The organism is Roseovarius indicus, assembly GCF_008728195.1.
Taxonomy (GTDB): domain Bacteria; phylum Pseudomonadota; class Alphaproteobacteria; order Rhodobacterales; family Rhodobacteraceae; genus Roseovarius; species Roseovarius indicus.
The window spans coordinates 3,957,402-3,972,077 of sequence record NZ_CP031598.1 but is presented as its reverse complement, the minus strand read 5'-3'; the positions used below and the strand labels follow the sequence as shown (position 1 = coordinate 3,972,077).

Genomic DNA, 14,676 nt, shown 5'->3' with positions numbered 1-14,676 from the left:
CCGTCTATCGGTGGGGCCGCGTGTTTGTTCACGGCCCCATTCCGTCATTTTAAACCTCGGGCGTTCTTGGCCTTCGGACATGGGGCCGAGAACAGGAATGGAGGGAACGCATGATCCACAAGAACTGGGCAGAACTGATCAAGCCGACGCAGCTGGATGTGAAGCCGGGCAACGACCCGCTGCGTCAGGCCACCGTCGTGGCCGAACCGCTGGAACGCGGCTTCGGTCTGACCCTCGGCAACGCGCTGCGCCGCGTGCTGCTGTCGTCGCTTCAGGGCGCCGCGATCACCTCGGTGCAGATCGACAACGTGCTGCACGAGTTCTCGTCGGTTGCCGGTGTGCGCGAAGACGTGACAGACATCGTCCTGAACCTCAAGGGCGTTGCCCTGCGGATGGAAGTGGAAGGGCCCAAGCGCCTGTCGATCTCGGCCAAGGGGCCGGGCGTCGTCACTGCCGGTGACATCACCGACAGCGCGGGCATCGAGATCCTGAACAAGGATCACGTGATCTGCCACCTCGACGAGGGCGCCGACCTGTTCATGGAACTGACCGTGAACCAGGGCAAGGGCTATGTCGCCGCCGACAAGAACAAGCCGGAAGATGCGCCGATCGGCCTGATCCCGGTCGACGCGATCTATTCGCCGGTCGTCAAGGTCAGCTACGACGTGCAGCCGACCCGCGAAGGCCAGGTGCTGGACTATGACAAGCTGACCATGAAGGTCGACACCGACGGCTCCGTCACGCCGGACGACGCGGTGGCCTATGCCGCCCGCATCCTGCAGGACCAGCTGTCGATCTTCGTCAACTTCGAAGAGCCCGAATCCGCCGGCCGCCAGGACGAGGACGACGGGCTGGAGTTCAACCCGCTGCTTCTCAAGAAGGTCGACGAGTTGGAGCTTTCGGTGCGCTCGGCGAACTGCCTGAAGAACGACAACATCGTCTATATCGGCGACCTGATCCAGAAAACCGAAGCCGAGATGCTGCGCACCCCGAACTTCGGCCGCAAGTCGCTGAACGAGATCAAGGAAGTGCTTTCCGGCATGGGTCTGCACCTCGGCATGGATGTCGAGGACTGGCCGCCGGACAACATCGAGGATCTGGCGAAGAAATTCGAAGATCAGTTTTAAGACCATGGTGGGTTTCACCCACCCTACGGGAGATCGTAGGGTGGGTGCCAACCCACCGCACCCCGGGCCTCGAGCCCCAAGGAGAGCCGGTGACACGCATCGCCGGCCAGACAAAGCAAAACCGCCCGTAGAGGGCACATAGGAGTAAGAAACATGCGTCACGCACGAGGCTATCGCCGCCTGAACCGCACCCACGAGCACCGCAAGGCGCTGTGGGCGAACATGGCCGGCTCGCTCATCGAACACGAACAGATCAAGACCACCCTGCCCAAGGCGAAAGAGCTGAAGCGGGTGATCGACAAGCTCATCACGCTGGGCAAGCGCGGTGACGTGCATGCGCGCCGCCAGGCCGCCGCACAGCTCAAGCAGGACATCCACGTCGCCAAGCTTTTCGACGTGCTGGGCCCGCGCTACAAGGAACGCTCGGGCGGCTATGCCCGCGTTCTGAAAGCCGGCTTCCGCTATGGTGACATGGCGCCGATGGCGATCATCGAGCTGGTCGACCGCGACCTCGACGCCAAGGGCAAGGCCGACAAGGAGCGCGTCGCGCTCGAGGATGCCGAAGAAGAATAAGAAACGCCGCCCTGTCCGGGCCGTTTCAGCCCCCGCCGGTGCCGCCGGCGGGGGTTTTCTTTTGTCCCGCGACAGGCCTGTCTCAGTATCCCAGCGCGCCCATCACCTCGGCATGGTGGCGGCGGATGGTATCCACCAGCTTGCCGGGCAGGACCCCGTCCCACTGTCGGGATTTGCCGACGGCGAAGAACCGTTCGGCCCGGCGCGGGCGCTCGAGGAAGCCCTGTTCCGCCTCCTGCTGCGCCACCCGCTCGAACCGCGAATGCTCGATCGCCCGCACCAGCCGTTCATTGTCGACCGGCACGCCGAGATGCGTCAGCGCGGTGGCAAAGCTGGCTTCGGGGTCGAGAAGCATGTCCTCGTATTTCAGCACGCAGACGGGAAAGGGCGGATGGCACGCCCAGCTTCTGACATTCTCGGCCCAGGAGCCGAGATATTGCGGCACCGAGTCGCTGTCGGCTTTCGTCCGGTTGCCGGCCGACGCCATCGACCGGGCGGCCTGTTCGGGGTCGATGCCGAAATGGCGGGCATAGGACAGGGTGACATCCAGCGGGTTGCGCACGATGTAGATCGCGGATTTCGTCAGGTGCTGCGGGATCAGCGGCATGCCCAGGTGCCTGCCATTCACGTTATGCGTCTTGATCAGGTTGATGCCGGCGCCGTTGCCCGCGATCGTTGCCAGCAGCGCCCCGCGCGCCCGCAGGATCTCGATCTCGGAGCGGCGTTCGAGATCGGGCAGGATGCGCCGGTAGAGCGCGGCGTTGGAATCGCCATGGGCGATGCGGGTGATGTCGTTCAGCGAGACCGGGGCGGCGTCGTTGACAAGGTAGTTCGAGAGGAAAATGCGTAGCCACGTGTTCCCGGATTTCGGGAATGAGGCCAACCAGACGAGGCTCTTATTCATACGTAAAACCAGTGCTTTGGGGGAGGGCGCAGGGCGCCCGTGGCCGGACTGTCATAAATCCGTTGCAAAACTGTAATGCGCGGCCTTTGCCGTGCGGCAAGACGGGCCGAGCGCCGGCCCGGCCCGGCCGTCTACACGAAATCGCGAGGTGCTGCGGAACCGGCAGGCTTGCCAGCCAATGCCCGTTTCGCAGGCTGTTTGTGTCAGGTGGTTTTTTGGCGGGGTGCCGGATTTTCCGCGTGACATGGCAGCAAGGCCCCGCTAGCGTGCCCTCCATGACACGCACCTTTGCCGCATTCTGGTATTTTTATGCTCCGAGCCATATGGCGGCGGAAAGGGTCTGCGCGTTCTGACACAACGTTGACAGTGAAACACCAAACCGAACCGCCCTCACCGGCGGTTTTTTTTATGTCTCCGCCGGGGGCCAGCCCGAAGGACAAACCCCATGGCGATCACGACCCAGAACACCCGCATCACCAGGATGCACGAACTTCTCTCCCCGGCGACAGTGCGCAAGCGGCACCCCGTCAGCGACCTGGCGGCCCAGACCGTGCAGGACGGCCGCGAGGCCATCCGCGCCATTCTCGACCACCGCGACGACAGGATTATCGCGGTGGTCGGGCCCTGCTCGATTCACGACCCCGTCGCGGCGGTGGAATATGCCGGGCGGCTGCGCAGCTTGCGCGACGAGCTGTCGGGTGAGCTGGAAATCGTCATGCGCGCCTATTTCGAGAAGCCCCGTACGATCGGCGGCTGGAAGGGCCTGATCAACGATCCGGGCATCGACGGCTCGTTCCGCATCAACGAGGGAATCGAGACGGCGCGCACGCTCTTGTTGCAGCTGGCCGAGATGGGGCTGCCGGTGGGGACCGAGTTCCTCGACACCACCGTGCCGCAATACATTGCCGATCTCGTGGCCTGGGGCGCCATCGGGGCGCGGACGACCGAAAGCCAGATCCACCGCGAGATGGCCTCGGGCCTTTCCTGCCCGGTGGGGTTCAAGAACGGCACCCGCGGCAATGTGCAGATCGCCATCGACGCCGTGCGCTCGGCCGCGCAGCCGCACCATTTCATGGGGCTGACCGAAGAGGGGCAGGCGGCCATCGTCGGCACCGGTGGGAATTCTGACTGTCACGTCATCCTGCGCGGTGGGGGCGGCACGAATTACGATGCCGGGTCTGTCGAGGTGGCGTGTTCGAAGATCGCGAAAGACGGGCTGCGGCCGCAGGTGATGATCGACGCGAGCCATGCCAACAGCGGCAAGGATCCCGAGAAGCAACCGAAGGTGCTGCAGGAGATCGGCGCGCAGGTGGCGGCGGGCGATCACCGGATCACCGGCGTCATGGTGGAAAGCCACCTTGTCGGCGGGGCACAGAAGACGGGGCAGGGGTCGCTGGTCTATGGCCAGTCGATCACCGATGGCTGCCTCGGCTGGGCCGAGACGGAAACCGCGCTGCACGGCCTGGCCGACGCCGTGCGGATGCGGCGGGGCCGGCTGGCCCGCAAGGCGGGCTGACGCCGCCTCGGGCCGGGCCCTGCACAGGGGCCCGGCGACCCTCTGACAGCTTGCATTCCGCCCGCGAGCCCAGCATATCAGGGAAGCAGCCGACAAAGCGGAGGGGCGATGATGCGTTGGGTACTGGTGATCTGTCTCGCCCTCGCCGGCCTGCCCGCCCGGGCCGAGATGCAGGTGCCGTCGAGCCAGGTGGACATCCAGATGGGCTTTGTCCCGGTGGTGAAACAGGTCGCCCCGGCGGTGGTGAACATCTACGCCCGCCGCGTGGTGAACGTGCAGAGCCCGTTTTCCAACGATCCCTTCTTCCAGGACCTGTTCCGTGATTTCGGCACGCAGCGGCAGCGGGTGCAGAACTCGCTGGGCTCGGGCGTGATCCTCGGCGAAGACGGGATCGTTGTCTCGAACTACCACGTGGTGGGCGAGGCGACGGATATTCGCGTCGTGCTCAATGACCGGCGGGAGTTTTCGGCGCGGGTGTTGCTGGCCGACGAGGAGAGCGACCTTGCCATCCTGCAGATGGATGACGCCCATGACATGCCCTCTCTCACCCTGCGCGACAGTGACACGGTGCAGGTGGGGGAACTCGTGCTGGCCGTGGGCAACCCGTTCGGGGTGGGGCAGACGGTTTCGAGCGGCATCGTTTCGGGGTTGGCGCGGTCGGGCACGGCAACGGGCAACGCGCGCGGCTACTTCATCCAGACCGACGCGCCGATCAACCCGGGCAACTCGGGCGGGGCGCTGGTGGATGTGAACGGCCATCTCATCGGCATCAACACTGCTATCCTCAGCCGCTCGGGCGGGTCGAACGGGATCGGCTTCGCCATCCCCTCGCGGCTGGTGTCGCAATTCGTCACCCAAGCGCGGGAGGGGAAGAGCACGTTCGAGCGCCCCTGGGCCGGCATGGATGGCCAACCGGTGACGGCGGACATGGCCGAAGGGTTGGGGCTTGCGGCCCCCGGTGGCGTCGTCATCTCGCAACTGCACCCCCAAAGCAGCTTCCTCGACGCGGGCTTTCAGCCCGGCGACGTGATAACCGCGGTCGATGGCCACGCCGTGAATACCCCGGCCGAGATGATCTTCCGCATGTCCGTCACCGGGATCGGCACCGAGGCCAGCATCGCCCATGTCAGGAATGGCGAGGAAAGCGAAACCGATGTGCGCCTGATCGCCGCCCCCGACACGCCCCCGCGGGCACAGCTGACCACCGGGCGCAACGCGGCCATTCCCGGCATGGCGCTGTCGACCGTGAACCCTGCGGTGATCAGCGAGTATGCCCTGCCGCTTACCTCGCGCGGCGTGGTGGTCGACGATCCGGGCCAGATCGGGCTGCGCGCGGGGCTCCGGGCCGGGGATATTCTGCGCGGGATCAATGATATCGTGGTCGAAACCTCCGCCGATGCCGAGGCCGCGCTGGAAGAGGCGCAGCGCCACCTTTTCCTCGATGTGCAGCGCGGAACCCAGCGGCTGACCATGCGTTTCCGGCTGTGACCCCATGAGCGACCTGTTCGACACCCAACCCGAGGCGCTGCCCGACACCGCGCCGCGCCCGCTGGCCGACCGGCTGCGGCCGCGCAAGCTGTCCGACGTGATCGGGCAGCAGCAGGTTCTGGGGCCGGAAGGGCCGCTGGGCGTGATGCTGGCGTCGAACAGCCTTGGGTCGCTGGTGTTCTGGGGCCCGCCCGGGGTGGGCAAGACCACGATTGCAAGGCTTCTGGCGGATGAGACCGACCTGCATTTCGTGCAGATCAGCGCGATCTTCACCGGTGTGCCGGATCTGCGCCGTGTCTTCGACGAGGCCAAGCACCGCCGCGCGAACGGGCAGGGCACGCTTCTGTTCGTCGACGAGATCCACCGCTTCAACAAGGCCCAGCAGGACAGTTTCCTGCCGCATATGGAGGATGGTACCATCCTTCTCGTCGGTGCCACGACCGAGAATCCCAGCTTCGAGCTGAACGCCGCGCTTCTGAGCCGGGCACAGGTGTTCGTGCTGGAACGGCTGTCGCTGGCCGACCTCGAGTTGCTGACCCAGCGGGCCGAGGTCGAGATCGGCAAGCCGCTGCCGCTGGATGGCCCGGCGCGCGAGGCGCTTTTGGAAATGGCCGATGGCGACGGGCGGGCGTTGCTGAACCTGATCGAGCAGGTGGCGGCGTGGAAGACCGGCGGCAAGCTCGACGTGAAGGGCCTGACCTCGCGGCTGATGCGGCGGGCGGCGAAATACGACAAGAGCGGGGACGAGCACTACAACCTGATCTCGGCGCTTCACAAATCCGTGCGCGGCTCCGACCCCGACGCGGCGCTATACTGGTTCGCCCGGATGCTGGAAGGGGGAGAGGACCCCCGTTACCTGGCCCGGCGGATCACCCGGATGGCGGTCGAGGACATTGGCCTTGCCGATCCGCAGGCGCAGACCCACTGCCTGCACGCCTGGGAGGTGTACGAGCGGCTGGGCAGCCCCGAGGGGGAGCTGGCCATCGCGCAGGCGCTGACCTACCTGGCGCTCGCGCCCAAGTCGAACGCCGCCTACAATGCCTACAAGGAAGCCCGCCGGCAGGCGCAGAAAACCGGTAGCCTCTCGCCGCCCAAGCATATTCTGAACGCGCCCACCAAGCTGATGAAGGAGCAGGGCTATGGCAAGGGCTATGCCTATGACCACGATGCCGAAGACGGGTTTTCGGGGCAGGATTACTTCCCCGAGGACATGAAACGCCCGGTGCTGTACCAGCCGGTCGAGCGCGGATTCGAACGGGAGTTGAAGAAGCGGGTCGACTATTTCTCGAAGCTTCGGATCAAGCGGAACGAGTGAGGCGCGGCGCCGACCAAAGGTGCCGCGACGTCAAGATATGTCGTTTTTTGAATAGGTCTCCGCGACTCATCCGGCGCGCGGCGACTCGTCCGGCGGCCGGACCGCTTTCAAAGCGGGCTCTATCCATGCGAACTACTTCAAAAAATCGTGGAAAGGCAAACTCGAGGCTGGAAGACTCGCCGATTTCGTGTTTTGCTATCAATATGTCGCATTTGAGCCGCCCGAAAAATGACAGGGGAGAGAAGCTTTGACGGTGATGCCGCATGATCGCGGACCGTCCGACATTATGAAGAACTCCTGGGAGAAAATATGACAAAGAGAACAGATCAATTGATGATTGATCGGCTCGCCGAAGCCGCCCGCGAAGGGAAGATTTCGCGCCGGTCTTTCATGCATTATTCCATGGCTGCGGGTATGTCCGCAACCGCTGCAACCGGCCTCTGGACCACCAAGGCGAACGCCCAGCCCAAGAAGGGCGGCACGTTCAAGGTGGGGATGCACGACGGCAACTCGTCGGACACGCACGACCCCGGCCAGTACGTTTCGCGCCAGCAGATCTACCTGGCGCACCAGTACCGCAGCTACCTGACCCTGATCGAGCCCGATGGCTCGCTCGGTCCGGACCTTGCGAGCGACTGGTCGGCGAACGAGGATGCCTCGGTCTGGACTTTCGAGATCAACCCGGACGCGTCGTTCCACAGCGGCAAGCCGGTTATGGCCTCCGACGTGGTCGCCTCGCTGAACCACCACCGCGGTGAAGACAGTACCTCGGCGGCGAAATCGCTGCTGTCGTCGGTGACCGACGTGCAGGCCGATGGCGATCACACGGTCGTCGTCTCGCTGGAAAGCGGGATTGCCGACCTGCCGTGGCTGATGACCGACTATCACCTTGCGGTCTGCCCCGGCAACGAAGACGGCAGCATCGACTGGCAGTCGGGTGACGGCTCGGGCCCCTACAAGATCGACCAGGGGGAATGGGGCGTCAGCTGGAAGCTGAGCCGTCATGACGGCTGGCACCTGGAAGGCGCCTATTTCGACAATCTCGAGATGCTGGTGCTGAACGACCCGAACGCCCGCCAGACCGCTCTGGTCACCGGCGATGTCGACGCGGTGTCGCTGATCGACATCAAGACCTCGGCGCTGCTGCAGCGTGACCCGAACATCAAGGTGGAAAACGTGCCCTCGGCGGCGGCGATCACCATGCCGATGTTCTGCGACCAGGCGCCGTTCGACGACGTCAACGTGCGCAACGCGCTGAAACTGTCGATCGACCGCAACGAAATCATCGAGAAGATCGCGTTCGGCGCGGCCACCATCGGCAACGACTTCCACCATTCCCCGGCCCAGCCCTATTGGCCCGAGAATGTCGAACAGCGCGAGTATGACCCCGACCAGGCCAAGTCGCTTCTGAAGAAGGCGGGCGCCGAGGACCTGACGGTCAGCATCTCGACCGCCGACAGCCTGTTCTCGGGCGCGGTCGACATGTGCGTGCTCTATGCCGAGCAGGCCAAGGCCGCCGGCATCAACGTCAAGGTCGTGCGCGAGCCGAACGACGGCTACTATTCCGACGTCTGGCTGAAAAAGCCGTTCTGCGCGGTGTCCTGGGGCGCGCGCCCCACGCCCGACGTGATGTACACGCTGGCCTACAAGGCCGACGCGGACTGGAACGAGAGCCATTGGCAGAACGAGGAGTTCAACGAGCTTCTGCTGCAAGCCAAGTCCGAGCTCGACGACAGCCTGCGCGCCGAGATGTACCACGACATGGCGATCCTGGCGAAGGACGACGGCGGCACGATCATCCCGATGTTCAACAACTTCGTCTATGCGCGTCGTGCGAACGTGATGCACGGCGACAACCTAGCGGCCAGCTGGGAGCTTGACGGCGCCCGCGCCCCGAGCCGCTGGTGGTTCGAAAGCTGACGACACTTCCGGGCCCGGCGCTGCATGCGCCGGGCCCGGTCACTTGGCCGCGCCGGCGGCCCAAAACGAAAGAAGAACAGGGGAGACTGACGACCACCTAGACGATCGACGCATCCGGACTTCAAATGCCAGCTGGCGAGCGCCGGACGGGCACAGGGGACGGAATCGGATAACAAGCAGAACAAAGAACCCGGCAACGACCGGACAAAATCCAACAAGACGATACACCAGGGAGAAGACATGACTAAGAACAGCGATCAGCTAATGATCGACCGGCTCGCCGACGCGGCACGCGAAGGCAAGATTTCCCGCCGCTCGTTCATGCATTATTCGATGGCCGCGGGCATGACCGCCTCGGCCGCCACGGGGCTGTGGACCACCGCCGCCAAGGCCGAGCCGCAAAGCGGCGGCCATTTCCGCCTCGGCGCCCATGACGGCAACACGTCCGACACGCACGACCCGGGCACTTACCTGTCGTTCTCGATGATCCAGGTCGCCCACACCTTCCGCAGCTACCTGACCCTGATCGAACCCGACGGGTCGAACGGGCCGGACGTCGCGACCGAGTGGTCGGCGACCGAGGACGCGAAGGAATGGACCTTCAAGCTCAACGAGAATGCCACCTTCCACTCGGGCCGCAAGGTGACGGCGAACGACGTGATCGCGTCGATGAACCACCACCGCGGCGAAGACAGCACCTCGGCGGCCACCGCGCTTCTGAAGGACGTGGAAGACATCACCGACAACGGCGACGGCTCGGTCACTTTCGTTCTGTCCACCGGCAACGCCGACCTGCCCTGGCTGATGACCGACTATCACCTGGCCATCTGCCCGGCGAACGAGGACGGCTCGATCGACTGGAAATCGGGCGACGGCTGCGGCCCTTACAAGCTGACCAATGCCGAGTTCGGCGTCAGCTACGAGTTCGAGCGCCATGACGACTGGCACCTCGACGGCGCCTATTTCGACAGCGTGACCGTCACCGTTCTGAACGACCCCAACGCGCGCCAGACCGCCCTTGTCACCGGCGACGTGGACGCGGTCACGCAGATCGAGCTGAAAACGCTCGCCCTGTTGCAGCGCGACCCGAACCTCGAGATCGACCAGGTCTCGTCGGCGGCGGCGATCACCATGCCGATGTTCTGCGACGTCGCGCCGTTCGACAATGTCGACGTCCGCAACGCGCTGAAACTGTCGATCAACCGTCAGGAGATCATCGACAAGATCGCCTTCGGCACGGCCACGATGGGCAACGATTTCCACCATTCGCCCGCGATGCCGTACTGGCCCGAAGACATCGAACAGCGCGAATATGACCCGGATCAGGCCAAGTCGTTGCTGAAAAAGGCCGGCATGGAAGACCTGTCGGTCGAGATCAGCGTCGCCGACTCGGTCTTCTCGGGCTCGGTCGACATGTGCGTGCTTTATGCCGAACACGCCAAGGCCGCCGGGATCGACATCAAGGTCAAGCGCGAGCCGAATGACGGGTACTATTCCGACGTCTGGCTCAAGAAACCGTGGTGCTGTGTGCAGTGGGGCGCCCGTCCGACACCGGACGTGATGTACTCGCTGGCCTACAAGGACGACGCGGCCTGGAACGAAAGCCACTGGCAGAACGAGCGCTTCAACGAGCTGCTGCGGATGGCCAAATCGGAGATCGACGACGCCAAGCGCGCCGAGATGTACCACGAGATGGCGGTTCTGGCGAAGGACGATGGCGGCACCGTCATCCCGTTCTTCCCGGATTTCGTCTATGCCCGCCGCAAGAACGTCAAGCATGGCGAGAACCTTGCCCCAAGCTGGCAGATGGACGGCGCCCGCGCCTGTAGCCGCTGGTGGTTCGAAGGCTAAGCCTTGAAAATCTGCCCCGGCGCCCAGGCGCCGGGGCATCACCGTCCGGGACGCGGCAAAGAACCGAACTCCGGACCCATCGCCGAAGCGGGTAATCCAAACAGTCATACCCAGCCCGCAGAGGCCAAAAATATCTGTATACCTGGTTGCCCGGACAGCCTTGAGCGCGCGGGACCACTGGTCAACAGCAGGAGGGACAGATGGGAGACATACTAGGGCTCGTTGGAAGACGGCTCGGGCTGGGACTGATCATTCTACTGGTCATCTCGGTCATCATTTTCTTCATGGTCGAATTGCTGCCGGGCGACATTGCCCAGGCCGTTCTCGGCCAGGGGGCAACGGAAGAAAACCTTCGGGCATTGCGCCGAGAGATGGGCCTCGATCAACCGGCCATCGTGCGGTATCTCGACTGGCTTCGCGGGGCCGTCGTGTTCGATTTCGGCAACTCGATCGTCACCGGCGAATCCGTCGCCAACACGATCAGCGACCGGTTCATGAACACGCTGTTCCTTGCGGCCTATGCCGCCGTCATCGCCGTGCCGGTCTCGATCGTGCTCGGCGTGATCGTCGCGCTGCTGCGCAACTCGATCTTCGACCGCGTCGCCAACGTGGTGTCGCTGTCGTTCATCTCGTCGCCGGAATTCTTCCTGGGCTACATCCTGATCCTCTACTTCGCGGTCACCTGGGGCATGTTCCCGGCGATCTCGAGCCTGAGCGAGGGAATGAGCTTCCTGCAGCTTCTGGAACGCACCTTCCTGCCGGCGCTGACGCTGGTTTTGGTGGTCATGGCGCACATGATGCGGATGACGCGGGCGGCCATCATCAACCTGCTGGCCTCGCCCTATATCGAGATGGCCAAGCTCAAGGGCACGCCGCCGTGGCGCGTGATCGTCAAGCACGCCCTGCCGAACGCCTGGGCGCCGATCATCAACGTGGTCGCGCTGAACCTCGCCTACCTGATCACCGGCGTGGTCCTGGTCGAGGTGGTCTATGTCTACCCCGGCATCGGGCAGGCGCTTGTCGACGCGGTGTCGAAGCGTGACTTCCCGGTCGTTCAGGCCTGCTGCCTGATCTTCGCGGCAACCTTCATCCTGCTCAATCTCGCAGCCGATGTGGGCGCCATTCTCACCAACCCGCGTCTGCGGCATCCGAAGTAAGGAGGCAGTCACATGAGCTGGTTTGTAATCGGATATTACACGCTGCTTCTGGGCGGTTCCTGCCTTGCAGCTTACTTCAACAAGAGATCGGCCTTCCTGCTGCTCTTCTCGCTGACCCTGGTGTCCTTCGTTCTGGGCATCGTCGGCGGGACGGGCGCGCTCAAGGCGATCGCAGTCTGCGCGGGTGTGCTGACGCTGGCGGCGATGGTCTCCTACGCGTTCCGCGAGTTCCTGATCGCGCTGGCGTCGGAAGAGATGGCGAAAGAGCTGCGCACCGCACCGCTGACGGCCGCCTTCGGGATGTTCATCATCTTCACCTACGCGGTGATGGGCATCTTCGCCCCCCTGATCGCGCCGCATGGCGAGGCAGAGGTGATCGCCTCGGCCTTCGCCCCGGCGGATTCGAACATGCTGCTCGGCGCCGACCAGCTGGGCCGCGACATGTTCAGCCGGATCGTCTATGGCACGCGCAACTCGGTGGGGCTGGCCCTGTCGGCGACGCTGGCGGCGTTCTTCTTCGGCGCGCTGGCCGGGCTTCTGGCGGCGACCAAGGGCGGCTGGTTCGACCAGTTCATGGGCCGGCTGGCCGACGTGATCATGTCGATCCCGTCGCTGATCTTCGCGCTGCTGATGCTGTCGATCTTCGGGCCGCAGATCATCGTGATCATCGTCGCCGTGGCCATCATCTACGCGCCGCGCGTCTTCCGCCTGACACGGGCGGTGGCGGGCAACGTCGTGGTGATGGACTATATCGAGGCGGCAAAGCTGCGGGGCGAGGGCACATGGTACCTCATCCGCAGGGAAATCCTGCCCAACTCGACCGCCCCGCTGGTGGCCGAATTCGGGCTGGAATTCTGCTTCGTCTTCCTGCTGGTGGCGGGCCTGTCGTTCCTCGGCCTCGGCATCCAGCCGCCCACGGCGGACTGGGGGTCGATGGTGCGTGAGAACGCCACCCTGATCTCGTTCGGAGATATAACCCCGCTCATACCGGCGGCCGCCATCGCGCTGCTGACGGTGTCGGTCAACTTCGTGGTCGACTGGATGCTGTTCCGGTCCTCCGGCCTGAAGGAGAGATAACAATGGTAACCAAGTTCAAGGAAAGCGATGTCCTTCTCAAGGTTCGGGACCTGAAGATCCAGGGCTACACCGACGAAACATGGGTCGACATCATCAAGGGGGTCGACCTGACCCTCCACCGCGGCGAGGTGATGGGCCTGATCGGGGAATCCGGTGCCGGCAAATCCACCATCGGGGCGGCCGCCATGGGCTATGCCCGTGACGGCACGCGCATCTCGGACGGCTCGATCGAGTTCGACGGGATGGAGCTGACCACCGCCAGCGAAAGCGAGAAGCGCGCCCTTCGGGGCTCGCGGATCGCCTACGTGGCGCAATCGGCGGCGGCCTCGTTCAACCCGGCGCACAAGCTGATCGATCAGCACACCGAGGCGCCGGTGCAATACCGCATCAAGAAACGGATGGAGGCGCAGGAAGACGCGGTGGAGCTCTACCGCCGTCTGCGCCTTCCCAACCCCGAGGAGATCGGCTTCCGCTATCCGCACCAGGTGTCGGGCGGTCAGCTTCAGCGGGCGATGACGGCGATGGCCATGTCCTGCCGGCCCGACCTGATCATCTTCGACGAGCCGACCACCGCGCTTGACGTGACCACCCAGATCGAGGTGCTCGCGGCCATCCGCGACATCGTCGACCAGTTCAACACCGCCGCGATCTACATCACCCACGACTTGGCGGTCGTGGCGCAGATGGCCGACACGATCAAGGTGCTGCTGAAGGGCGAGGAGGTCGAGGAAGCGCCCACCAAGGAGATGCTGGAAAGCCCGAAGGAAGACTATACCAAGTCGCTCTGGGCCGTTCGAAGCTTCAAACGGCCCCAGAAACACCGTCCAAAGGACGGTACGCCGCTGATTTCGGTGCAGAACGTGGATGCCTCCTATACCGGCGGGGCGAAGGTGCTCGACGACGTGTCCTTCGATATCTACGAGGGCATGACCGTGGCTGTCGTGGGCGAATCCGGTTCGGGCAAGTCCACCACGGCGCGGGTGATCACCGGGCTTTTGCCGCCGTCGAAGGGGCAGGTGATGTTCAAGGGCGAGCCGTTCCCGCCCAACTACAAGGACCGCACCCGCGACCAGCTTCGGCAGTGCCAGATGATCTACCAGATGGCCGATACGGCGCTGAACCCCAAGGTGCGCATCGCCGAGATCATTGGCCGCCCGGCGCAGTTCTACTCGGGCCTCTCGGGCGCGGCGCTCAAGAACCGGATCGACGAATTGCTCGACCTGATCGAGCTTGAACCGTCGAAATTCTACAACCGGTATCCGCCCGAGCTGTCGGGCGGGCAGAAACAGCGGATCGGCATCGCCCGGGCGCTGGCGGCCGAGCCCACCTTCATCGTCTGCGACGAGGTGACTTCGGCGCTCGATCAGCTGGTGGCGGAAGGCATCCTGAAGCTGCTCGACCGGCTGCAGAACGAGCTGAACCTGGCCTATATGTTCATCACCCACGACCTTGCCACCGTGCGGTCGATCGCCGACGAGGTGGTGGTGATGCAGCACGGCAAGGTGGTCGAGCAGGGGCCCAAGGACGAAATGTTCACGCCCCCGCACCACCCCTATACCGACCTGCTGCTCAGCTCGGTTCCCGAGATGGATCCCGACTGGCTCACCACGCTTCTCGAAGAGCGTGGCGTCGACAACGTGGGCGATGCGGCCTCGGCCAAGATCGACCCGGGCGACGAGAAGGTCGAGGGAACGGATACCGACAGCAAAACCGAGAAAAGCAGCTGAGGCTGACATCTCGTGACAAAA

11 protein-coding genes are annotated in these 14,676 nt (G+C 64.2%); 10 read left to right on the top strand and 1 reads right to left on the bottom strand.

Going from position 1 to position 14,676, the window contains the following annotated elements:
- The first annotated feature begins 110 nt into the window (after positions 1-110).
- Entirely contained in the window at positions 111-1,127 is a 1,017-nt protein-coding gene (locus RIdsm_RS19140) for a DNA-directed RNA polymerase subunit alpha (RefSeq protein ID WP_057819216.1), read from the top strand.
- A gap of 153 nt (positions 1,128-1,280) precedes the next feature.
- Entirely contained in the window at positions 1,281-1,700 is a 420-nt protein-coding gene (gene rplQ, locus RIdsm_RS19135) for a 50S ribosomal protein L17 (protein ID WP_057819214.1), read from the top strand.
- Between the two features lie 82 nt (positions 1,701-1,782).
- On the opposite strand, the gene RIdsm_RS19130 is transcribed toward rplQ, so the two are convergent.
- Complete coding sequence (locus RIdsm_RS19130) at positions 1,783-2,604, bottom strand: sulfotransferase domain-containing protein (protein ID WP_074940606.1); 822 nt, start codon at positions 2,602-2,604, stop codon at positions 1,783-1,785.
- A gap of 445 nt (positions 2,605-3,049) precedes the next feature.
- Here RIdsm_RS19130 and RIdsm_RS19125 point away from each other — a divergent pair, with 445 nt between their 5' ends.
- From RIdsm_RS19125 to RIdsm_RS19090, 8 genes are all read left to right on the top strand, one after another.
- A complete protein-coding gene (locus RIdsm_RS19125) occupies positions 3,050-4,120 on the top strand; it encodes a 3-deoxy-7-phosphoheptulonate synthase (RefSeq protein WP_057819212.1) in 1,071 nt (356 codons plus the stop codon).
- A 108-nt stretch (positions 4,121-4,228) separates the two neighbouring features.
- On the top strand, positions 4,229-5,608 hold the full coding sequence (locus RIdsm_RS19120) for a trypsin-like peptidase domain-containing protein (protein WP_057819210.1): 1,380 nt from the start codon (positions 4,229-4,231) through the stop codon (positions 5,606-5,608).
- 4 nt (positions 5,609-5,612) lie between these two features.
- Entirely contained in the window at positions 5,613-6,923 is a 1,311-nt protein-coding gene (locus RIdsm_RS19115) for a replication-associated recombination protein A (RefSeq protein WP_057819208.1), read from the top strand.
- A 333-nt stretch (positions 6,924-7,256) separates the two neighbouring features.
- The gene (locus tag RIdsm_RS19110; RefSeq protein WP_235607890.1) at positions 7,257-8,843 is read left to right on the top strand and encodes an ABC transporter substrate-binding protein; all 1,587 of its coding nucleotides are present in this window, start codon (positions 7,257-7,259) and stop codon (positions 8,841-8,843) included.
- A gap of 240 nt (positions 8,844-9,083) precedes the next feature.
- Entirely contained in the window at positions 9,084-10,694 is a 1,611-nt protein-coding gene (locus RIdsm_RS19105) for an ABC transporter substrate-binding protein (protein ID WP_057819204.1), read from the top strand.
- 200 nt (positions 10,695-10,894) lie between these two features.
- Positions 10,895-11,851, top strand: a complete 957-nt coding sequence (locus RIdsm_RS19100; RefSeq protein WP_057819202.1) for an ABC transporter permease — start codon at positions 10,895-10,897, stop codon at positions 11,849-11,851.
- A gap of 12 nt (positions 11,852-11,863) precedes the next feature.
- Positions 11,864-12,928 carry an ABC transporter permease gene (locus RIdsm_RS19095; protein ID WP_057819200.1) on the top strand — a complete coding sequence of 355 codons (1,065 nt, stop codon included), beginning with the start codon at positions 11,864-11,866 and terminating at the stop codon, positions 12,926-12,928.
- 2 nt (positions 12,929-12,930) lie between these two features.
- Entirely contained in the window at positions 12,931-14,655 is a 1,725-nt protein-coding gene (locus RIdsm_RS19090; protein WP_057819198.1) for an ABC transporter ATP-binding protein, read from the top strand.
- Positions 14,656-14,676: the final 21 nt, after the last annotated feature.